At 35.8% G+C, this 23309-nt stretch carries 15 protein-coding genes and 5 pseudogenes; 15 read left to right on the forward strand and 5 right to left on the reverse strand.

Annotated elements, in window-relative coordinates; genetic code table 11:
• The first annotated feature begins 315 nt into the window (after positions 1 to 315).
• The 3 genes from OPR49_RS02115 (at position 316) to OPR49_RS02125 (ending at position 2753) form a co-directional block, all read left to right on the forward strand.
• A complete protein-coding gene (locus OPR49_RS02115) occupies positions 316 to 1182 on the forward strand; it encodes an ankyrin repeat domain-containing protein (RefSeq protein ID WP_265027320.1) in 867 nt (288 codons plus the stop codon).
• A gap of 301 nt (positions 1183 to 1483) precedes the next feature.
• Positions 1484 to 2410, forward strand: a complete 927-nt coding sequence (locus tag OPR49_RS02120; protein ID WP_265027321.1) for a ribose-phosphate diphosphokinase — start codon at positions 1484 to 1486, stop codon at positions 2408 to 2410.
• Complete coding sequence (locus OPR49_RS02125; protein ID WP_265027322.1) at positions 2400 to 2753, forward strand: Asp-tRNA(Asn)/Glu-tRNA(Gln) amidotransferase subunit GatC; 354 nt, start codon at positions 2400 to 2402, stop codon at positions 2751 to 2753. The genes OPR49_RS02120 and OPR49_RS02125 overlap by 11 nt, the downstream gene beginning before the upstream one ends.
• A gap of 155 nt (positions 2754 to 2908) precedes the next feature.
• On the opposite strand, the pseudogene OPR49_RS02130 reads toward OPR49_RS02125, so the two are convergent.
• Positions 2909 to 3346 (reverse strand): annotated as a pseudogene (locus OPR49_RS02130) (transposase); the annotation flags it as partial.
• Between the two features lie 71 nt (positions 3347 to 3417).
• Here OPR49_RS02130 and OPR49_RS02135 point away from each other — a divergent pair.
• The gene (locus tag OPR49_RS02135; RefSeq protein ID WP_265026724.1) at positions 3418 to 4656 is read left to right on the forward strand and encodes an IS256 family transposase; all 1239 of its coding nucleotides are present in this window, start codon (positions 3418 to 3420) and stop codon (positions 4654 to 4656) included.
• On the opposite strand, the gene OPR49_RS02140 is transcribed toward OPR49_RS02135, so the two are convergent.
• Positions 4601 to 5500: an IS256 family transposase gene (locus OPR49_RS02140; protein WP_406833424.1), complete on the reverse strand. Its 900-nt coding sequence runs from the start codon at positions 5498 to 5500 to the stop codon at positions 4601 to 4603. The two genes, OPR49_RS02135 and OPR49_RS02140, sit on opposite strands and share 56 nt — an antisense overlap.
• A 138-nt stretch (positions 5501 to 5638) precedes the next feature.
• On the opposite strand from OPR49_RS02140, the gene OPR49_RS02145 reads away from it, so the two are divergent.
• Positions 5639 to 6976, forward strand: a complete 1338-nt coding sequence (locus OPR49_RS02145) for a hypothetical protein (RefSeq protein ID WP_458694418.1) — start codon at positions 5639 to 5641, stop codon at positions 6974 to 6976.
• A gap of 23 nt (positions 6977 to 6999) precedes the next feature.
• Positions 7000 to 7461: pseudogene (locus tag OPR49_RS02150) on the forward strand (transposase); the annotation flags it as partial.
• A 33-nt stretch (positions 7462 to 7494) separates the two neighbouring features.
• On the opposite strand, the gene OPR49_RS02155 reads toward OPR49_RS02150, so the two are convergent.
• Positions 7495 to 8733 carry an IS256 family transposase gene (locus tag OPR49_RS02155; RefSeq protein WP_265026724.1) on the reverse strand — a complete coding sequence of 413 codons (1239 nt, stop codon included), beginning with the start codon at positions 8731 to 8733 and terminating at the stop codon, positions 7495 to 7497.
• Between the two features lie 73 nt (positions 8734 to 8806).
• Here OPR49_RS02155 and OPR49_RS02160 point away from each other — a divergent pair.
• The 8 genes and pseudogenes from OPR49_RS02160 to OPR49_RS02195 all read left to right on the forward strand — a co-directional run.
• Positions 8807 to 9181: pseudogene (locus OPR49_RS02160) on the forward strand (transposase); the annotation flags it as partial.
• 235 nt (positions 9182 to 9416) lie between these two features.
• Positions 9417 to 10751: a coiled-coil domain-containing protein gene (locus tag OPR49_RS02165; protein WP_265027324.1), complete on the forward strand. Its 1335-nt coding sequence runs from the start codon at positions 9417 to 9419 to the stop codon at positions 10749 to 10751.
• A gap of 13 nt (positions 10752 to 10764) precedes the next feature.
• Positions 10765 to 11433: an orotidine-5'-phosphate decarboxylase gene (gene pyrF / locus OPR49_RS02170; protein WP_265027325.1), complete on the forward strand. Its 669-nt coding sequence runs from the start codon at positions 10765 to 10767 to the stop codon at positions 11431 to 11433.
• A 509-nt stretch (positions 11434 to 11942) separates the two neighbouring features.
• A complete protein-coding gene (locus OPR49_RS02175; protein WP_265027326.1) occupies positions 11943 to 13157 on the forward strand; it encodes a phage major capsid protein in 1215 nt (404 codons plus the stop codon).
• A gap of 48 nt (positions 13158 to 13205) precedes the next feature.
• Positions 13206 to 14294: pseudogene (locus tag OPR49_RS02180) on the forward strand (IS481 family transposase).
• Positions 14295 to 15084: 790 nt separating this feature from the next.
• The gene (locus OPR49_RS02185) at positions 15085 to 16488 is read left to right on the forward strand and encodes a malonyl-CoA decarboxylase (RefSeq protein WP_265027327.1); all 1404 of its coding nucleotides are present in this window, start codon (positions 15085 to 15087) and stop codon (positions 16486 to 16488) included.
• Positions 16489 to 16563: 75 nt separating this feature from the next.
• Positions 16564 to 18360: a translation elongation factor 4 gene (lepA, locus tag OPR49_RS02190; RefSeq protein WP_265027328.1), complete on the forward strand. Its 1797-nt coding sequence runs from the start codon at positions 16564 to 16566 to the stop codon at positions 18358 to 18360.
• A gap of 1101 nt (positions 18361 to 19461) precedes the next feature.
• A complete protein-coding gene (locus OPR49_RS02195; RefSeq protein ID WP_265027329.1) occupies positions 19462 to 19836 on the forward strand; it encodes a TrbC/VirB2 family protein in 375 nt (124 codons plus the stop codon).
• Here the strand turns inward: OPR49_RS02195 and OPR49_RS02200 are convergent.
• Complete coding sequence (locus tag OPR49_RS02200) at positions 19812 to 20810, reverse strand: pyruvate dehydrogenase complex E1 component subunit beta (RefSeq protein ID WP_012673123.1); 999 nt, start codon at positions 20808 to 20810, stop codon at positions 19812 to 19814. The two genes, OPR49_RS02195 and OPR49_RS02200, sit on opposite strands and share 25 nt — an antisense overlap.
• A gap of 568 nt (positions 20811 to 21378) precedes the next feature.
• Between OPR49_RS02200 and OPR49_RS02205 the strand changes: the two genes are divergently transcribed.
• Positions 21379 to 22251 carry an IS982 family transposase gene (locus OPR49_RS02205; RefSeq protein WP_265027330.1) on the forward strand — a complete coding sequence of 291 codons (873 nt, stop codon included), beginning with the start codon at positions 21379 to 21381 and terminating at the stop codon, positions 22249 to 22251.
• Positions 22252 to 22266: 15 nt separating this feature from the next.
• On the opposite strand, the pseudogene OPR49_RS02210 reads toward OPR49_RS02205, so the two are convergent.
• Positions 22267 to 23307: pseudogene (locus tag OPR49_RS02210) on the reverse strand (IS4 family transposase); the annotation flags it as partial.
• Positions 23308 to 23309: the final 2 nt, after the last annotated feature.

Here is a 23309-nt window from a genome sequence, read left to right on the forward strand (position 1 = left end):
AATTTTAGTAGACCACCTTACAAGAACGTTTCTTGCTAATTCTGAATCCGAAAAAAGGACGCAGTAAAGTTATTTGTAAGGGAAGAATGAAACTTGTAGCTATAGCTAAACTGACTTACGATAATTTGAAAAACCGTCATCCCGCTGCTTGTTAGCGGGATCTAGAGATACCGCGGCGGTATGACGGTTCGCAGTGGTATGACGGTTCGCGGCGGGATGACGATAAGCTCGTCATCCCGCTACATTAATATTGTATTAATAAAAACTTAATAATAATCCTTAATAATATATGAACTAACATGTTCGCAATTTCGTATGACAGAGGAAACAAAAGATGGATATGCTTCCTTATACGTTGCAATTCAGGAAGGTAATATTGAAGCTGCAGAACTACTAATAAAGTGTGGCACAAACGTCAATGATCATTATGAACGCAATCGTACGCCACTGCATATTGCCATCGGACGCAAACAATTAGAAATAGCAAAATTGCTGATAAAAAATGGAGCAAACGTTAATGCAAAAACTCAAAATCACGGTAAAGATGATCTAACACCAATGCACTTTGCAGTTTTTGCAAATACGCCAGAATTTATAGAATTACTAGCTAGCCATGGTGCATTGATTAATGAAAGAGAAAGTACCGAAGGGTATACTCCTCTTCACTTTGCTGCTTTGTATGGGAATAAAAATATAATACAAGCCTTAATTGATAAGGGACAAGATATTGAAGATGTGGACAATAATGGGCGAACAGCTCTGTTTTTAGCTGCTAGGCAGTGCACTGAAGTAGAAGATGTTAGCAGAATAGAAATTATCAAGTATTTGATAGACAAGCTCAAAGCAGATGTAACAAAGAAAGACAATAATAACAATGCAGTACTCTTTCCTGCCGCTAATAATTGCCCTGGAAAAGTGGTAGAATTCATCATTGAGCAATATATAAAAATCTTTGAGTTAGAGAATTTTATCAACCACAAAAATAATGATGGAATGGATGCTTTGGATATTGCGCTGAATAGTGGAAACGAGAAAGCTATTGAAGTATTAAGATCATATGGAGCAGATATCAAGAATAAGGCAGATGGTAGCACTCAAAAAATTACTGCAGAAAAACCAAGTAGTACCCTAGACAGAGCAGAAAGTGCAGAGGTAGCACCTCCAATTAAGCAAAGAGTATAAATTTTTACAAAGCGATTATAAATTTCAGTAAGTTGCATAGGCTCTACAATGGGAAGTGTAGTATGTTAGCAGATACAAATGACTAGATAAATTATATTTCATTAAAGTCATTTATCTTGAAACATAAGCAGGATTTTGTATAGTTGTTTCAATTTGGGTCTGTATATTGAAACAACGCGTGAAAATGACAGGTCATTGTACAAGAGGTACCTAATTCACCGACAAGAATACTAGATAAAGAAACTTACATTTCAATTATTTCACAATTTCTGTATAATCTTAAAAACTCAATTAGTGCGTTATGAAGATAATAATAGGTAATGCTAGTAAGGAATTAGGGGAATCAGTAGTTAACCGGCTAGATGTTCAACCATCCTCTGCTTGGATATCAAAGTTTACCGATGGTGAGGTAAATGTAGAAGTAGCAAATGATCTGTATAATCAAGAAGTATATATAATACAATCTCTTTCTCCCCCTGTGAATGATAATCTTATGGAGCTTCTGCTCATAATTGATGCAGTAAATAGATTAGGAGCCAAAAGGATAGTAGTAATTATTCCTTATTATGGATATAGCAGGCAAGATAGAATTATCAAGAACAATAATGTGCAGTCTGCTTTAAGTGCCAAATTAGTTGCAAATCTTATTCAAACTGCAGGTGCAAGTATTGTTGCAGTTATTGATTTGCACTCAAGTCAAATTGAAGGATTCTTTGATGTACCGATAACTAATTTGAACTGCTTTGAAGCATTTGTTGACTCTATACACACAGAAAATTTGGCAATTGTTGCACCTGATGTTGGAGCAATTGGCAGAGCACGTGCTTTTGCAAAGACTTTAGAGGAAAAGTACAAGATAGGGTTAAGTGATAAGATTATTGTAGTAGATAAATATAGGGAGAGAGCAGGCACATCTCAAGTAATGAACATAATAGGAGAAGTTGCGAATAAAAATTGTGTCATTGTTGATGATATAGTTGACTCTGGTGGAACATTGTGTAATGCAGCTCTTGCTTTAAAAGGCCACGGAGCAAAGTCCGTAATTTCATGCATCACACATGGCGTGCTTTCAGGAAGTGCAGTTGAGAAAATCTCTTCCTCTTCTTTAGATAAATTAGTGATTACGGATACCATACTTCACAAACTTGAAAAAACTGGTAAAATAGAAGTTGTTTCGGTCGTAGATATTTTAACTCACTTTATCCAAGGAGGTAAAGATGCCAGCTAAGTCAACAGAAGACGTTATTACTTCACTAATAGAATTTGCAAATAAGAGAAAAATAACAATTACCAAAGAAGAAATGCTTAAAATTGCACAGCTTGTAAGGATTAAGTTATCAAATGACGAGATTGATCACTACTCCAAAGAACTGACAATGCTGGATTGGATACATAATACTTTATTGCAAGTTAATGCTGAAGGTGTTTCTCCTATGCGTTATGGAAGTATAGACAAGGACATTCATGTACGCGATGATGTTATAAATTCTCAAAACATTAAAGAAGAGATATTGTCCAATACAAAACCTGAGCATGGGTATTTTGTAGTGCCAAAGGTTATAAATGATTAAGGTAAAATAAGGCTCATATCAAACCTATAATAGATCGTATCTGTTCAGCAGAGTGGCAAAATAAGGTAGACGAGAAAAGACAACTATAGGAACAAATGGGTGTCATTCCAGTGCTTGACACGGGAATGTTCAAAAAAGTGTGTCAAAGCGCATTTTTAGTTCAACTCAATTTTCAATCTATCTGGAAAGAAAATATCAAGTTGAGACATAGTTAAAGCCCAATTAGGCAGAGCCATAGTCCATTTTTGCTCTACCTTCTTTATAGCACAATATACCTGTTTATACAAGGCATTTGTGCTGGTAAATGAGCCCTTGGTTTTAGTGAATTTTCTGATCTGTCTGTGTAGCCCCTCAATTGGATTTGTGGTGTAAATTAGCCTTCTAACTGGGCTAGAATACTTGAAATAACCAGATAAATTTTCCCAATTGTTCTGCCACGATTTTATAACTAAAGGATACTTTTCTCCCCATTTTTCTTCCAGCTCAAGTAAGTAATTTTCAGCAATTTCTTTACTTGTAGCACGATATATTTTTTTCAAATCATTCATGAAAACTTTCACATCTTTGCTGGATACATATTTTAGTGAATTTCGGGAATGTTCAAAAAAGTGTGTCAAACCGAAAAAAAAGTAATAAATTGATATAAAAAAATGGAGGTGTGACAATGAGTCAGAAAGTAGTAAACAGAACTAACGGATTGGTAGATTATAAAGAGTTGGAAACAAATATCCTGTCGTCTATACGAGAAGGAAGACCGTTGACAGGAAGGGAGGGAGCATTAACACCATTTATAAAAAAGCTGCTGGAGGCAAGTTTGGAAGGTGAAATAGAAAACCACTTATTAGCTGAAAGTGAAGAGAATAATCGAAGAAATGGGAGAAATGGAAAGACTTTACGGACAAGTGCCGGTTCATTTGAACTTTTGACGCCAAGGGATAGAGAAGGAAGTTTTGAGCCGCAAATAGTCAAAAAAAGGCAAACAAGCTTACATCCAGAGCTTGAAACGAAGATTTTGAGCACATTTGCCAGTGGTATGAGCTATAGAGATATAGCGTCACACGTTGAGGAAATTTATGATCACAAAATATCGGCGGCAGAGATATCAAGTATTACCGACAAATTACTGCCTATAATCAATGAATGGCGTAGTCGTCCACTGCAATCAGTATACCCGATAGTATTTATGGATGGGATGTTCTTTAAGGTCAAAGAGGATGGACATTGCGTAAGTAAATGTATGTACAATATATTGGGCATAGACCAAAATGGCAGAAAAGAAGTCCTGGGCTTTTATTTGGCTGAAAGTGAAGGAGCTAACTTTTGGTTGGGAGTGCTAAATGACCTCAAAGAAAGAGGAGTAGAAGATATTCTGATTGCATGTGTAGATGGGCTAAAAAGCTTTCCTGCAGCTATAAATAGTGCGTTTCCTAAAGCAGAAGTACAGCTATGTATAGTGCATCAGATAAGAAATTCACTAAAATATGTATCCAGCAAAGATGTGAAAGTTTTCATGAATGATTTGAAAAAAATATATCGTGCTACAAGTAAAGAAATTGCTGAAAATTACTTACTTGAGCTGGAAGAAAAATGGGGAGAAAAGTATCCTTTAGTTATAAAATCGTGGCAGAACAATTGGGAAAATTTATCTGGTTATTTCAAGTATTCTAGCCCAGTTAGAAGGCTAATTTACACCACAAATCCAATTGAGGGGCTACACAGACAGATCAGAAAATTCACTAAAACCAAGGGCTCATTTACCAGCACAAATGCCTTGTATAAACAGGTATATTGTGCTATAAAGAAGGTAGAGCAAAAATGGACTATGGCTCTGCCTAATTGGGCTTTAACTATGTCTCAACTTGATATTTTCTTTCCAGATAGATTGAAAATTGAGTTGAACTAAAAATGCGCTTTGACACACTTTTTTGAACATTCCCTGAATTTCTTATCTGATGCACTATACATAGCTGTACTTCTGCTTTAGGAAACGCACTATTTATAGCTGCAGGAAAGCTTTTTAGCCCATCTACACATGCAATCAGAATATCTTCTACTCCTCTTTCTTTGAGGTCATTTAGCACTCCCAACCAAAAGTTAGCTCCTTCACTTTCAGCCAAATAAAAGCCCAGGACTTCTTTTCTGCCATTTTGGTCTATGCCCAATATATTGTACATACATTTACTTACGCAATGTCCATCCTCTTTGACCTTAAAGAACATCCCATCCATAAATACTATCGGGTATACTGATTGCAGTGGACGACTACGCCATTCATTGATTATAGGCAGTAATTTGTCGGTAATACTTGATATCTCTGCCGCCGATATTTTGTGATCATAAATTTCCTCAACGTGTGACGCTATATCTCTATAGCTCATACCACTGGCAAATGTGCTCAAAATCTTCGTTTCAAGCTCTGGATGTAAGCTTGTTTGCCTTTTTTTGACTATTTGCGGCTCAAAACTTCCTTCTCTATCCCTTGGCGTCAAAAGTTCAAATGAACCGGCACTTGTCCGTAAAGTCTTTCCATTTCTCCCATTTCTTCGATTATTCTCTTCACTTTCAGCTAATAAGTGGTTTTCTATTTCACCTTCCAAACTTGCTTCCAGCAGCTTTTTTATAAATGGTGTTAATGCTCCCTCCCTTCCTGTCAACGGTCTTCCTTCTCGTATAGACGACAGGATATTTGTTTCCAACTCTTTATAATCTACCAATCCGTTAGTTCTGTTTACTACTTTCTGACTCATTGTCACACCTCCATTTTTTTATATCAATTTATTACTTTTTTTTCGGTTTGACACACTTTTTTGAACATTCCCTGATTTTTATAGCTTTACTTCCTTTAATATCCATACTATTGTAATCATTATTAGTATGAGGGAATAATGAGGGATTTGTATAGTAAAACCAATGCACCATATCTTATAGCTGGTGCTCTTGCTACTTTGGTATTGCTTGCGTCTGGGACACTTGCTGTTGCCCCTTATGTTAAGTTCTTGTCTTCAGTTGCAGCCTTTAATGTAGCTCTTCCTATTGCTTTGAGTTTGTCTATACTTTCTATTTTGGTGCTTGCATTTTCATGTAAAATAATTAGTAATAATAAGAAAATAGAGGTTGAGAAAAATAAATTTGCTGAAAAAGAGCAAGAGTTAGAAAGCGTAAAACAACAATCAGAGAGTAAGGTACAAGAGTTAGAAAGTAAAATAGCTCTGGGAGAAAAAGCTAAAGAAGCTGCAAGCAAAGAAGTGGAGGAATTGAATAATCAACTAAATAGATTAACTCGAGAAAAGCAAGGTTTAGATGAGAGAATAAAAAAATTGAATAAGAAAGTAAGTCAGTTAGAATGTGAAAAGAAAAATTCTCTTGATTTTACTAAAGAGTTACGTGATGAAAATACGAAACTAAATGAAAAAAAAGGTAATTTACAAGGTGAATTATGTGAGATGAAGAACAAACTGAGCAACTTAGAACATGAATACAATGACTTATCTTGTAAATTAAAAGAGAAGGTTTCTTCTCTAAATCATCAATTAACTATGTTAGAAAAAGAAAAGATACAATTAGAAACAGAATTAAGAAAAAAAGTAGAAGAATTAGTAGTGCAGTTAAGAATAAAAAGTGATGAAGCTTCCTCTCTGAAGGAGGAATTAAAGAAAAGAGAAAAAGAATTAAGTAACGACATAAAAGAATTAGAAGGTAAAGTTAGTGATGAACGTCAAAAGCGCACTAATCTTAAAAGTGAAGTTGATAAATTGTGTACAAAGGAGAAAGAGTACTTATCTAAAATTAAGGAGCTGGAAAAGGAATTATTATCTTTAAAAGAAGACAAGGAAGAACTTGTTGATGAATCAATGAGAGCTAAGGATGATCTCAAGGGAACTGCAAATAAATTTAAAGAAAAAGAGAGAGAATATGTAACGAAAGCAGTATTTACTGTACTCGATGTAGTGAAAGAAAGAGTAGAGCAAGGACTTTCTGGTTTAGAAGAACAACAATACATGCAAGATACAGACCATATACAAGAAGGAGTTGATGAATTTATGCAACCTATATATAGAAAGTTAAATATAGATAATCAACAAAAATTCAACGATTGTACTACAACGTTGAAACAGTTACAGGATCTTCTAGCTCCTTGCACTCAGCTAGCAGATTTTCGATATGCTAGTAGATGGGGAATGTTCAAAAAAGTGTGTCAAACCGAAAAAAAAGTAATAAATTGATATAAAAAAATGGAGGTGTGACAATGAGTCAGAAAGTAGTAAACAGAACTAACGGATTGGTAGATTATAAAGAGTTGGAAACAAATATCCTGTCGTCTATACGAGAAGGAAGACCGTTGACAGGAAGGGAGGGAGCATTAACACCATTTATAAAAAAGCTGCTGGAAGCAAGTTTGGAAGGTGAAATAGAAAACCACTTATTAGCTGAAAGTGAAGAGAATAATCGAAGAAATGGGAGAAATGGAAAGACTTTACGGACAAGTGCCGGTTCATTTGAACTTTTGACGCCAAGGGATAGAGAAGGAAGTTTTGAGCCGCAAATAGTCAAAAAAAGGCAAACAAGCTTACATCCAGAGCTTGAAACGAAGATTTTGAGCACATTTGCCAGTGGTATGAGCTATAGAGATATAGCGTCACACGTTGAGGAAATTTATGATCACAAAATATCGGCGGCAGAGATATCAAGTATTACCGACAAATTACTGGGAATGTTCAAAAAAGTGTGTCAAAGCGCATTTTTAGTTCAACTCAATTTTCAATCTATCTGGAAAGAAAATATCAAGTTGAGACATAGTTAAAGCCCAATTAGGCAGAGCCATAGTCCATTTTTGCTCTACCTTCTTTATAGCACAATATACCTGTTTATACAAGGCATTTGTGCTGGTAAATGAGCCCTTGGTTTTAGTGAATTTTCTGATCTGTCTGTGTAGCCCCTCAATTGGATTTGTGGTGTAAATTAGCCTTCTAACTGGGCTAGAATACTTGAAATAACCAGATAAATTTTCCCAATTGTTCTGCCACGATTTTATAACTAAAGGATACTTTTCTCCCCATTTTTCTTCCAGCTCAAGTAAGTAATTTTCAGCAATTTCTTTACTTGTAGCACGATATATTTTTTTCAAATCATTCATGAAAACTTTCACATCTTTGCTGGATACATATTTTAGTGAATTTCTTATCTGATGCACTATACATAGCTGTACTTCTGCTTTAGGAAACGCACTATTTATAGCTGCAGGAAAGCTTTTTAGCCCATCTACACATGCAATCAGAATATCTTCTACTCCTCTTTCTTTGAGGTCATTTAGCACTCCCAACCAAAAGTTAGCTCCTTCACTTTCAGCCAAATAAAAGCCCAGGACTTCTTTTCTGCCATTTTGGTCTATGCCCAATATATTGTACATACATTTACTTACGCAATGTCCATCCTCTTTGACCTTAAAGAACATCCCATCCATAAATACTATCGGGTATACTGATTGCAGTGGACGACTACGCCATTCATTGATTATAGGCAGTAATTTGTCGGTAATACTTGATATCTCTGCCGCCGATATTTTGTGATCATAAATTTCCTCAACGTGTGACGCTATATCTCTATAGCTCATACCACTGGCAAATGTGCTCAAAATCTTCGTTTCAAGCTCTGGATGTAAGCTTGTTTGCCTTTTTTTGACTATTTGCGGCTCAAAACTTCCTTCTCTATCCCTTGGCGTCAAAAGTTCAAATGAACCGGCACTTGTCCGTAAAGTCTTTCCATTTCTCCCATTTCTTCGATTATTCTCTTCACTTTCAGCTAATAAGTGGTTTTCTATTTCACCTTCCAAACTTGCCTCCAGCAGCTTTTTTATAAATGGTGTTAATGCTCCCTCCCTTCCTGTCAACGGTCTTCCTTCTCGTATAGACGACAGGATATTTGTTTCCAACTCTTTATAATCTACCAATCCGTTAGTTCTGTTTACTACTTTCTGACTCATTGTCACACCTCCATTTTTTTATATCAATTTATTACTTTTTTTTCGGTTTGACACACTTTTTTGAACATTCCCAATATATCGTGCTACAAGTAAAGAAATTGCTGAAAATTACTTACTTGAGCTGGAAGAAAAATGGGGAGAAAAGTATCCTTTAGTTATAAAATCGTGGCAGAACAATTGGGAAAATTTATCTGGTTATTTCAAGTATTCTAGCCCAGTTAGAAGGCTAATTTACACCACAAATCCAATTGAGGGGCTGCACAGACAGATCAGAAAATTCACTAAAACCAAGGGCTCATTTACCAGCACAAATGCCTTGTATAAACAGGTATATTGTGCTATAAAGAAGGTAGAGCAAAAATGGACTATGGCTCTGCCTAATTGGGCTTTAACTATGTCTCAACTTGATATTTTCTTTCCAGATAGATTGAAAATTGAGTTGAACTAAAAATGCGCTTTGACACACTTTTTTGAACATTCCCAGTAGATGTTCTATCCCGATCAATAGCTACCACACATTTTGAGTACAGTTGTACACTGGATACATAAAACCTTAGCCATTTTTAGCTAGTAGACTGAAAATGGGAAGTTTGTTGTAGGTGCAGCACTATAATTCCTCCACAGATAAGAGAATTTTAATAAATATATACAAAACTGCTGAACGTGGGGGGAGGAGGGGAGTAATGAGCAATCTGCTTAGTGAGGCTAACACATTTTATTTTATAGCTAGTTCCTTAGCTACTCTTACGTTACTTACATCTTTAGCGCTTATTGTAACTTCTAATGTACCTCTTCCTCTAATTCTTGCTTTAGCTACATTATCTATTTTGGTGCTTGCACTTTCGTATAAAATAATTAGTAATAATAAAAAAATAGAGGTTGAGAGAAATAAATTCGCTCAGAAAGAGCAAGAGTTAGAAAATAAAATAACTCTGGAAAAAGAAGCTGAAGAAGCTGCAAACAAAGAAGTGAAGAATCAATTACATGAATTAACTAGAGAGAAGCAAAATTTAGACAAGAGAGCAAAAAAATTGAATCAGAAAGTAAATGAGTCAGAAGTTGAGAGAGAATCTCTTCTTGAAGAAAAAAAATCTTTAGAGAAAAAATTAGAAACAGCAAAGAATCGTACGTTTGAAATAGACAATGAATTGGACAAAACAAGAAAGGAAATAGGTAAGCTTAATGAGCAGGAAGAGAAATTAAAACTTGAAATCTCATGTTTGAAGAAACAGTTGGAAGAAAGAAGTAGATTTATTGCAAAGCTGAAGATGGAAGTGGATGATAATAAACATTTAGAGCTAGAGAATAAGGGGTTGAATGATAGAATAGAAACGTTACGTGAAGTACAAAAGGCACTACGTGAGAAAAAACATGAACTTAGTGAAAAAGTAGAGGCATTGAATAAGGAAAAAAATAAACTTTCTAAAGAAGTAGAGGAATTACGTGAAGAACAAGAAAGGCTGCATGCAAACTTAGATAAGCTACAATGTAAAATTAAAGAGGTCAACAAAGAAAAGAAAAATTTATCTAAAGAATTAAAAGAGAAATTTGAAGAGTTAGATGAAGCAAATGGTTTAATTAAAAATCAATCTTTTGAGTTAGATGGGATAAGAAAAGATTGTAATAATGAAGTAAAAAGTTTAAGAAATTCACTTTTAGAACGAGACAGTCAAATAGAAGATTTTTTGAAAGAGAAAGAAAAACAAGTGAATTTTGCGCAACTGTTGATAAGATGCGTAACAGACAATATAGAAGAACCAATAAGAAATAATGATGGAAAAGCAATATTAGATACGATTCAAATATTAAAGTCTGCGTTACAAGGAGAAATTGCACGGCTTTTGCCAGACGAAACGCCTTCTTCTTCGCTGGAAGATCTTGGATATGAATCATTATTTGTCAGTCGCTCATCCACTCCGATCAAATTGCCAGATTTACCGTGGACAGAACGTTGTAAACGCAGTCAATTTCGGAATGTAGAACTTGACAATACAACAATTAGTCTTATTATAAAATAAATCATGCAAGATAATGAACCCAATAATATGTGCACTGGATACACAAGACTTAAATGAGGCTATTTCTCTAGCTAATGCTCTGTGTGGTAAAGTTGGCATGGTAAAGCTGGGGTTAGAATTTTTTGCTGCTCATGGTCTCTCTGGAGTGCAAGAAGTTGCAAAATCCAATGTACCAATTTTTTTAGATCTGAAATTGCATGACATTCCAAACACTGTGGCTAAAACAGTTGAAGTAATAAAAGTTCTGAACATTGAAATGTTAACTCTGCACATCAGCGGTGGAACAAAAATGCTTGAAGAAGCGCTAAGTGTAGTGCAAGGCACAAAAATAAAGCTGATTGGAGTGACAGTGCTAACTAGTATGAACAATGAGGATTTAAACGAGCTTGGAGTAGCAAGAGAGGTAAAATCACAGGTAATTTTGCTTGCAAAGCTTGCAAAAAAGATTGGACTCCATGGAATAGTCTGTTCTGCATTGGAAGCTCAAGAAGTGCGCCGAGAATGCGGTGAAGACTTGAAAATTATTACTCCAGGAATTCGTATAGATCCAGGTCATGACGACCAAAAAAGAACAGCAACACCAAGAGAAGCAATAAATTCAGGAGCTGATTATATCGTCATTGGCAGGCCCATTACAAAAACTGCAAGTAGTGCAGAATTAATACTGAAATCCCTTATCTAATTGAAGTAGATAAAAAAAAGTGCTTGACACAAAAAAACAAACGTTATATAGTGCTATTATCTTTCATTTTACCTCGCTTAATTTAATTACTGGATTAAGCTTACAGTACTAAGTGTGGCACAAAGTGCCACGCTATTTTCTGGTTTACATTTTCAACAGATAAAAAATGATGCCATTTCAGTGCCAAGCACATAACTGTACGAACATTCATTTTTAAAGGTAAATTGCACAACAGATGATGTCATTCCAGTCTGGAATCCAGAAATTTTGCTTATAACTGAGCTGATGAGCTAAAGGTAGTTGTCTTACGCTAAAACAAACGTTTTTAATTAAGTTGCATAGAAGCTGGATCCCAGTGTCAAGCACTGGGATGACAAGAAAGGGAGCACTGGAATGACATCGTTTACTATGTACCATATTGCAATATTCGTACAACTGTGGGAAACATCTATGGATGCCATTCCTATTACCTTATTTCCATTTTTATTTCATTTTCAAAGGAGGCTATTATGTCACTTACCGATATCGCTCACCGTATCAATGAACTCGCTTCATCATGGGAGCAATTTAAATTAATAAATGATCGCAAACTAAAAGAAATTGAAAGCAAAGGGCGTGCTGATTCTGCAACAATTGAGCAGCTATGCAAGGTAAATAATGCCATTGATAGTTGCAAAGAGCGTTTAGACTTGATCGAAACTGCAGCTCAACGTCCAGAAGTAAATACAGATTTTAGCACAAGCGATAAATATTTTTCTGATTATATCCGCAAGGGAATGGAAAGCGGTTTATCACACAAAACCCTCAGTGGAGATGACAGTGATATCGGGGGGTATCTAGTTACTCCGCATATTGTAAAACGCATAAACAAGCGCGTAACTGATTCGTCCCCAATGCGACAAATATGCTCCAGTCAAAGAATCTCTACTGAAACATTGGATTACATTATAGAAGATTTTGACTGCGCCGGTGCAGGTTGGAGCAGTGAAACAGTAGATGATGAGGACGGTGGCAATAAGTCTAAGTATGATTTTGCAAAAGATACGGACACGCCCAAAATCCAAAAGATTTCCGTCACAACTTACGAGTTATATGCTCAACCACAAATATCACAAAAGTTACTCGATGATGCGTTTGTCGATGTTGAGAGTTGGCTGGTGGAAAAGATTGCCGAGACTTTTAGTAAGGAAGAAAGCGAAGCCTTCATTAAGGGTGAGGGCACTTTTCAACCAAAAGGAATTTTATCTTATGAAAATGGAAACAGTTATAATAAAATAGAGCAAGTTAAAACTGAAAAATTAGATAGTGATTCAATAATGATGTTGTGTTACTCTCTGGATGAATATTATTCCAAGAATGCATCATTTTTGATGAACAGGAGTACGTTGAAGGACATTAGGCTACTAAAAGCTCAAACAGGTCAATATCTTTGGCAACCAAGTTTGTCGCTTGAAGCTCCAGATACTTTAATGGGGGTGCCAGTATACCAGTCTGCCGATATGCCACCCGCATCAAACACTCAGCTACCAGTAATTGCAATGGCAGATTTCAAACAAGCTTATAAAATTGTAGATAACAGAGGAATGAGAATATTAAGAGACCCTTATACGAATAAACCTTATGTGAGGTTTTTTGTCACTAAGCGTGTCGGCGGAGAGGTTGTAAACACCAGTGCTATTAAATTGTTGAAAGTTGCGACATGTATTAAACAGGACTTGATATGACACTTTAAAAAAGTAAGTTAAGAATAATAAAAATAAGGAGTGTTAGAAATGAGTACAATACAAACAAAAATACTAAAACCAAAACTAGGATTACTAGAGCTAGCAAAACAATTAGGAAATGTGTCTCAAGCGTGCAAAGTGATGGGATACTCAAGAGATACATTTTATCGATTCAAGGAGTTATATGAAAATGGGGGAGAAGAAGCATTACATGAAATAAGTAAGAAAAAACCGCTATTAGCAAACAGAGTTTCGGAAGATATAGAAAGAGCAATAATTGGCATAGCTACAGAATTTCCTGCATATGGACAAGAAAGAGCTGCAAATGAGCTGAGAAAAAGAGGTATAATAATTTCCCAAGGAGGAGTAAGATCTGTATAGCTAAGAAATGACCTTGAAACTTTGAAAAAGAGACTTAAAGCACTGGAGGCAAAAGTAGCTCAAGACGGAATCATTTTAACTGAAGAACAACTTGCAGCTTTAGAAAAAGTGAAAGAACAAAGGGAAGCTCATGGTGAAATTGAGACGCAACATCCAGGTTATTTGGGTTCTCAAGATACCTATTATGTGGGCAATATCAAAGGCATAGGGCGCATTTATCAGCAAACTTTTGTTGATACTTATTCCAGAGTTGCAATGGTTAAACTTTACACGGACAGAACAGCTATTACAGCTGCAGATCTTCTTAACGATAGAGTTATCCCATTTTTTGATGAGCAGAGAATTCCATTATTACGCATTCTAACTGATAGGGGTACGGAGTATTGTGGCAAGCCCGAAAATCACGCTTATCAGCTATATTTAGGAATCGAAAATATCGATCATTCTAGAACCAAAGCCAACTCTCCACAAACTAATGGCATATGTGAAAGATTCCATAGAACTATGCAAGATGAGTGTTACAATATTATCTTTAGAAAGAAAATCTACTATTCTTTGGAGGATCTACAGATCGATGTTGATCATTGGTTGCGTTCTTACAATGAGACAAGGCCTCACTCAGGCAAATACTGCTATGGCAAAACACCTATGCAAACGTTTTTTGACAGTAAACATATTGCTTTTCAGAAAAATATTAGTAGCATTAAACAACAGCCTGATATTAGTTTTGACTACGTCAATTCTTCTGTCAGTTAATTCTTCTCTGTCAGATTAAATCTTGTCTTTTACAAGCCCCTTCGGTGTCATTCCAGTGCCCAGACACTGGGATCCAGGAATTTTATTAAGTTGGTAAGCATAAAAGTGTTATGTAAAATACAACGTTCTTGATGGGATTGCGTGAAATGCTGGATCCCAGTGTCAAGCACTGGGATGACAAAAAAAGGAGCACTGGCATGACACCTCTCTTGGACTCTTTTAGCCACAAACATTAAGAAATTTACCAAATGAAAAAAAAGGCAAAAGAAGCCCCGTGGTGCGAGTTTTGACTCTATATTACTGTAAGTGGTGCTGTAATAATGTGCTGACGCTTAGTTTAAGCGCGATTTGGCTGAATGTAGAAAAAATAAAAAAGACATGCAGCCGCTATAATTTTATGTAATCCGCCAATAAATACCCTGAGTTTTTTACTGAATTTTGTCATTGAGCCTGCAGGTCAAAAACAAGTTTTGAGTCATAAATACCCTTAATACTACAATAAGGGGGCTGGCAGAGTTTGTCAAGTAAGTTTTTTCGTTTCTACTGAATGACAGTTGTGGCTTGGGAGGTAGTGCAAGAAGTCTATTGTATTACTGAATTATTAATAATTCAGTAATAGTGCCTGCTATGTAGCTAGAATTTTCCTTTAACTTAAGCTATATGTAGCTAAAATAACTTGGGTTTACCGACGATTTGATAAACGACAAATTCGTTATCCCGCTGCTTGTTAGCGGGATAACGCGGCGGTATGACCCTGACTTGCATTAGCCATGTATAATAAAGGGAATCTATGACAAAAGAATCATTGGTAAAAACTGATATAGTGAAAGTTGAAGACAAAAAAGCGGTAAGAAGCTTTTTTAAAATACTAGGTGGAGTGGCAGATGCTGTAAGATCGTGGATTGGTAACATCAGTCCTGATTTAAGCAACAGTCGCGATATCGATAGTTTAGTCTTGAAGATGAACGAGTGCTTAAATCCAAAGGGAGGAGAGGTTTCAGCACGTAAGAACGCTGTATCTCTTGGTAACCTGTACTTGAGCTTATCAGAGAAAGGTAAAATAAAATTTCTACAAACCCTGGCAGAAAAATTTAATCCGAACAAAGCGGAAATAGATGAGAAAATTAAAGAATATAAGAAAAATCAAGATCTCGAGTTAAACTATAAATTTGAGCAGGATTTAATAAAAATTCTTGAATCACCACGTTCTAAAATATTAAAGCAATTTATTTCTTTACCAGAAGGCCTCAAGTTTATTGTTGATATGCGTTCTGATGTGCTTAAGCTAAAGAACCAACATAGAAGCTTGAATCCACTAGAGAACGAATTAAAAAATATACTCTATACTTGGGTTGATGTTGATCTACTTGATCTTCGTCAAATCACTTGGGATTCACCTGCATCATTATTAGAAAAACTTATAAAATATGAAGCTGTGCATAAAATTTCCTCTTGGGGCGACCTAAAAAACAGACTAGACTCTGATCGTCTCTGTTTTGCTTTTTTTCATTACAAGATACCAAACGAACCTCTAATTTTTGTAGAGGTTGCATTGGTGGATAAGATTGCAGATAGCATTCAACACCTTTTAGATGAGTCGGTACCTTCAAATGATCCAAGTAGTGCGAGCACTGCTATATTCTATTCAATATCAAATACTCAAGCAGGGTTATCTGGAATCAGCCTTGGTAATTTTTTGATCAAAAGGGTTGTAGAAAAGCTATCACAAGAGTTTAAAAGTATAAAAACATACGCAACTCTTTCTCCAATACCTGGCTTTACGAAATGGCTAAAAAACAATCTAAACCAAGATGTCACTTTATTGGGCAAACTAAATATAAAACAATCTAGTGCAGAAATTTTAGAAAGTGCAGAGCAATTAAAAACTAATGTTGAATGTACAAATGAAACTAAACAATACATGCTTAAACTATGTGCATATTATTTACTAAAAGTGAATAATAGTAATGGAAATACTTATGACCCGGTGGCGCATTTTCATTTAAGCAATGGCGCATCAATAAAACAATTAAACTGGATGGCGGATACTTCTGAAAAGGGTATTAGTCAGTCGGCTGGAATGATGGTAAATTATCTGTATGAGTTGCCTAAAATAGATAATAATCATGAGAATTATATAATTAATAAAGTGATTTCCTGCTCGAAAAAAGTGTCGTCTATGTTGAAGGAGTAAATAGTCTCTTAATAAAGGATTGCCCTCATAACACTTAAAATGTAAAATGGTTCTACTTAAATAAAATAGCCATAAATGAACAACATAAGAAATTTTGCAATAATAGCGCATATAGACCACGGTAAGTCAACGCTTGCTGACCGTTTAATAGAGGAATGTAACGGCCTTGAAGCAAGAGAAATGACCAATCAAATACTCGATTCAATGGATATAGAGCGTGAACGTGGCATTACAATTAAAGCACAGACGGTAAAACTTAATTATACGGCAAACGACGGTAATCAATATTGCCTAAATCTCATGGACACCCCAGGTCACGTTGACTTTTCTTACGAGGTAAGTCGAAGCTTAGCCGCATGTGAAGGTTCACTTTTAGTGGTAGATAGTAGCCAGGGCGTTGAAGCACAAACCCTTGCAAATGTATATAAAGCTATTGACAACAACCATGAAATAATAGTTGTGCTCAATAAAGTTGATCTTCCTGCTGCAGATCCAGAAGGGGTAAAACTCCAGGTTGAGGAAATAATCGGTATTGACGCAAGTGAGTCAGTTTTAATATCAGCAAAAACTGGACTTGGAATAAAAGATGTACTGGAAGCAATAGTGGCAAAACTTCCAGCTCCTCAAGGTGATGTAAATGCTCCATTGCAAGCAATTTTAGTTGATAGTTGGTATGATACTTACTTAGGAGTAGTAATTTTAGTGCGAGTTAAAAATGGAGTGCTAAAAAAAGGCATGAGAATTGTTATGATGTCTAATAATGCTACATATCAAGTGGACAATATTGGTATTTTCACCCCTAAAAAAGTTATGACGAGTGAGCTTTCAGCGGGTGAAGTTGGTTTTATAACTGCTTCAATGAAGGAAGTAGCAGACTGCAAGGTAGGGGACACTATCACTGAGGAAAAGAGACCTTGTAGTAAAGCACTTCCTGGATTTAAAGAAGTGCATCCTGTGGTATTTTGTAGCATTTTTCCTCATAAAACGGATGATTTTAAATATCTAAGAGAAGCTCTAGAAAAGTTACATTTAAATGATGCAAGTTTTACCTTCGAGGCTGAAACTTCAAATGCACTAGGCTATGGATTTCGTTGTGGTTTTTTGGGAATGTTGCATCTTGAAGTTATTCAAGAAAGGCTCGAGAGAGAATTTGATTTAGACTTAACAGCAACTGCACCGAGTGTTATATATAGGGTTACAACACGAAGTGGTGAAGTTTTGAATATTCATAACCCAAGTGATATGCCAGATCCAACGAAAATTGAAATTGTGGAAGAGCCATGGATTACTGCAACCATAATGGTTCCTGATCAATACTTGGGAGAGATTCTATCTCTATGTGAAGAAAGGAGGGGAGAACAGGAAGATTTATCTTACATTGGTAACGCAATAACAGCATTGTTAAGATATAAGTTACCACTGTCTGAAGTTGTTTTTGATTTTTACGATAGGCTAAAATCAATTTCCAAGGGGTATGCAAGTTTGGATTGGGAAATTTCCAGCTATCTGGTAAGCCAAATAGATAAATTAAGCTTTTTAATTAATGGAGAGCCCGTAGATGCATTAGCCTGTATTGTTCACAAAAGCAGAGCAGAAAAAAGGGGGCGTGAAATATGTGCACGCTTGAAGGATCTAATACCACGTCAGCAATATAAAATCGCGATTCAAGCAGCAGTGGGCGGGAAAATTATTGCCAGAGAAACAATTAATCCATATAGAAAAGATGTAACAGCTAAACTCTATGGTGGAGATGTAACGCGAAGAATGAAACTACTTGAAAAGCAAAAGAAGGGTAAAAAAAGGTTGCATTCTATAGGAAACGTAAATATTCCACAGAATGCTTTTATTCAAGCTTTGAAGATAAGTGATTGATCTTAAAAGACTTCTTGTATAGTTTTTGGCAACAACCGTTAGAAACGAAAAAACTTACTTGACAAACTCCGCCAGCCCCCTTATTGTAGTATTAAGGGTATTTATGACTCAAAACTTGTTTTTGATCTGCGCAGGTTCAACAACAAAAATTCAGTAAAAAACTCAGAGTATTTATTGGCGGATTACATAAAATTATAGCGGCTGCATGTCTTTTTTATTTTTTCTACATTCAGCCAAATCGCGCTTAAACTAAGCGTCAGCACATTATTACAGCGCCACTTACAGTAATATAGAGTCAAAACTCGCACCACGGGGCTTCTTTTGCCTTTTTTTTCATTTAGTAAATTTCTTAATGTTTGTGGCTAAAAGAGTCCAAGAGAGGTGTCATGCCAGTGCTCCTTTTTTTGTCATCCCAGTGCTTGACACTGGGATCCAGCATTTCACGCAATCCCATCAAGAACGTTGTATTTTACATAACACTTTTATGCTTACCAACTTAATAAAATTCCTGGATCCCAGTGTCTGGGCACTGGGATGACACCCTTTTGGATAGAAACCAGTGTCTGGGCACTGGAATGACACCGAAGGGGCTACTGCTGTCTTGGATGGAAACCAGTGTCAGCTACTTTCATGACACCCTGACCTCGTCATCCCGCAGCGGGATCTCTTGTTAGCGCCGCGGCGGTATGACGGTTCGCGGTGGAATGACGATAACTTCGTCATTCCGCTATGTGTTAGCGGATGAGATACCGTGACGGTATGACGTAGGATTGCTGTCATCCCGCTACGTGTTAGCGGGATCTATGCTAAGAGATACCGCGAATGAATCGCGGTATGACGGTTAAGTAGGGTGTCATTCCAGTCTGGAATCTAGTTCTTATTGTACATTTACTTGGTGTAGAGTTAAGTTTCCTGGATCCAAGTAGTCTGGGCACTGGGATGACATCGTTTACTATGTGATATCGTGCCATATTACAATGTTCGTGCAGTTGTGTGTCAACTACTTTTGTGGCACTGTTTGTTATTCAATCTTTATGCTAGTTTTACTAAAAATTATAGTATTTTAGGTATAATTGCAATATCTAAATTTAAGGTATAGAGATGAACCCTAGGAAAGTTTTTAATATTCTTTTTATAGTATTATTTATTTCTTTTTCTCATGTTGGGAGTGCTGCCGCTGACACTAATACTGATACAACTGCTCAAGTAATATGTAACATTATTGGCTACATTTGGGGAATAGGCGGACCGCTTATGACCGTAGTGATAATAGGTGCAGCTTTGCTTGCGATATTTGGTAGAATGCCATGGCCAGCTCTTTTTGCACTCGGTATATTTTGTGCTATATTTTTCGGTGCTAAAACTATCGTCATAAAAGTAATGGGTGGTATAGGCGGCACTGGAAATACTTCTTTGATGGACCAATGCGGAACAGGAGACACAAAAAAGAACTATTTTTTTCTAAAACAGACCTGATGCACGGCTTCAACTATATCTTCCACTTGCGGTAATGCTTTTTTTTCTAGATTTGCAGCGTAAGGTAAGGGGATGTCCTTGCCAGTTACGCGTACAACTGGAGCATCAAGGTAGTCAAATCCTTGTTCCATAACAACGGCTGACAGCTCTGCTCCTATTCCTGCAAATGGCCATCCTTCTTCTACACTAACTAACCTATTAGTCTTCTGAATAGAGTTAATAACAGTTTGAGTGTCAAGTGGTCTTAAGGTTCTGAGGTCAATAACTTCAGCTTCTATACCTTCACTCGAAAGTAAATCTGCTGCATTTAAGGCATCCATTAATTTTAATGAAAAAGCAGTGATAGTTACATCCTTTCCTTCCCGTATAACAGCAGCTTTGCCTATCTCAAGTAGATAATCTTTGTTTGATAGCTCAGAGTCAGAAACTTCATGCTCATGTCCATAAGCTATTTCGTTTTCTAGAAATATTACCGGATTAGGGTCACGAATTGCAGCTTTAAGCAGACCTCTGCAATCGGAGGCAAAATAGGGTGCTATTACTTTTAACCCCGGTATATGCGAATACCAAGCTGCAAAGCATTGAGAATGTTGTGCAGCAACTCTTGCTGCAGCGCCATTTGGTCCACGAAATACTATAGGGCATCCAAGTTGTCCGCCTGACATATAATTTGTTTTTGCTGCGGAATTCACAATTTGGTCAATAGCTTGCATAGAAAAATTAAAAGTCATAAACTCGACTATTGGCTTTAATCCAGCAAATGCCGCTCCAACAGCAAGGCCAGCAAATCCATGTTCGGTAATAGGCGTATCAACTACTCTGTTTTCTCCAAACTCTTTCAGTAATCCTTTCGTTACTTTATAAGCACCATCATACTCTGCAACTTCTTCACCCATGATAAGCACATCAGAGTCGTTTTGCATTTCTTCTCTAATTGCTGTGCATAAAGCTTCTCTTACACTTAAGGTTGCCATTTATAAACTTTTATAGACTTTAACTAAAGTAACTATATCAGAATTACTGGGGGTAAGTAAAGTGTACAAATTAAGTTTTACAAACATCATGACCAACTCATTCCAAAAAAAAATCTTCTCACGCTTGCTGGTTTTGGTTGCTAAAAATGATTGTATTGCTTGTGTTTTTAATAATATATACTGCTAAGTTAATAATAATTCACTTGGGAATAACAGAAAAATACATGATAATTTTATATTTCAAATAGAATAAAATCCTTTTTATTGATACTGTCTTTTTTTGTAAAAAACATTCCTAACTGTAAAAGACAAGATTTAATCTGACAGAGAAGAATTAACTGACAGAAGAATTGACGTAGTCAAACTTGTATTAAATAGGACTTGATCTGACACTTTAAAAAAGTAAGTTAAGAATAATAAAAATAAGGAGTGTTAGAAATGAGTACAATACAAACAAAAATACTAAAAACCCTAGTTATGGATTAAAAACAGATAAAAAGGGAGCTGAGGATAGGAAAAAAGGGTAAACTCCAAGATATTTAATATTGATTTTAAATAGGAGGTACCCATGAAAGAAAAAGTAACAGAAATCTTTTGTATAGTCGATGATTTTTGCAATGGAGTCGATGAAAATTTTGCAGATAAACTTCTGCCAAGGAGTAAAAAACTTACCAGAGTAGGAAAAATTAAGCATTCAGAGATCATTACAATAATTCTTCTCTACCACCAGTCTCGATGTGAAAATTTTAAGGCTTTTTACCTTTATTATCTTCAATCACTCTACAAATCCGAGTTTCCAAAGCTACCTTCTTATCATAGATTTATTGCGTTAAAACCTAGAGTTCTGTGGTACTTGGCATTACTTTTACAATGGTTCTGCGAGCAAGCAAAAATGACCGGAATTTCATACATAGATGCCACTTCAATAGCAGTTTGCCATCCCAAAAGGATTTCAAGAAATAAGGTTTTTAAGGGATTAGCAAAGCTAGGAAAGACTACTTATGGATGGTTTTTTGGCTTTAAATTGCATCTGGTGATTAATGAAGTAGGAGAAATTCAATCACTTACTCTCAACAAAGGCAATGTTGACGATCGGAAACCTGTGCCAAATTTGACAAAAAGACTAGTTGGGCTATTGTTTGGTGACAAGGGTTATATCAAAAAAGAGCTTTTCCAGGAGATGCTTAATAGAGGCTTGAAACTTGTTACTAAAGTGAAAAAAGGGATGAAAAACGTACTAATTTCGCTGAAAGAAAAGATCTTGCTACGGAAGAGATCGATTATCGAAACAGTTTTTGATTACCTCAAGAATAAATTTGAAATCGAGCACACTCGCCATAGATCACCAATAAATTTTTTGGTCCATATTTTTTCTACCCTCATTTCCTACTCCATGAAATCCAAAAAGCCCTCTATTTCTACTCCTTTCTTTGTTGGCTAATCCATAACTAGGGTTATATGGTTTTCCTTTTAGTTTATCAAGTCCTATATGGCTCTTATATAATTTAAATAATAATTCAATTTGCCATCTTACTCGGTAAATTGTTAATACTTGTTCAGCACTAATTTTACTTTTTGGAACATTAGTTATAAATATTGACCAATTCAATAACTTTTGATTCCTTTTGGAAGATGTATATCCATGTGATTTTGCTAATCTATTAGCCTTCCTTCTCCTGGCTATAGACTGTTCTTCAGTTAGCTTTTGACATATAATTCTTACTCTAATCTTTGCTTCTTTTCCCAATAATACCTCAGTTTCTAAAAATAGCTTACCCTCTAAACATTCCAGTAACTCCATTTTTTGATTTGTTTCTATATCATATATATTGGTATCAGATTTATAACGACTAATAAAATAAGCTCCTATTTCGTTAATCTGTTTAAAAGAACTTGGCACAAAATAACCAAGATCAGATATTAGCAAATCGTTACTTGATATATTACTCAAATGTTCCCTATACCCTTGATCTGACCTTATTCCCTCCGTTATATTTAATTGATCAAATGTCTGATTTAAGTAGTCGAAAACTAATTGCAACTTTATCCCGGACTTGGTATTACTTTCATAGCCGCTGTAGCTGGTACCATATCCTTTATACATATTCTCCATACTGTTAGGCAGGCTAATATAGCTACTATCCAATAACTTAACGCTTTTAAATTGCTGCAAGATTCTACAATCAATTTGCAGGGTATTTTTTAATAAAGCCATAGATTCATTATACATCCTTTTCATAAATTCCACTGCCTCTTCAGTAAACCTCAAATCTAGACCCTGTTTTGTTATTATTACAGATGCTTCGTTTAATAATTGGCACATTGTATCTATGCTGCAGTTTGCAACTCCTATATTACCCAAAATTATAGCTTTTATGAATGATGAACCACTCAATTTTCTCTTCCTTTTTATAAATCCTGTTTCAATTGATACTTCATTTGCTCTTTCATTGAAAAATTTGTTTAGGTAATTTGATAAGCAAGTTATTTTATTCATCA

This window comes from Wolbachia endosymbiont (group A) of Bombylius major (assembly GCF_947251895.1).
Classification (GTDB): domain Bacteria; phylum Pseudomonadota; class Alphaproteobacteria; order Rickettsiales; family Anaplasmataceae; genus Wolbachia; species Wolbachia pipientis.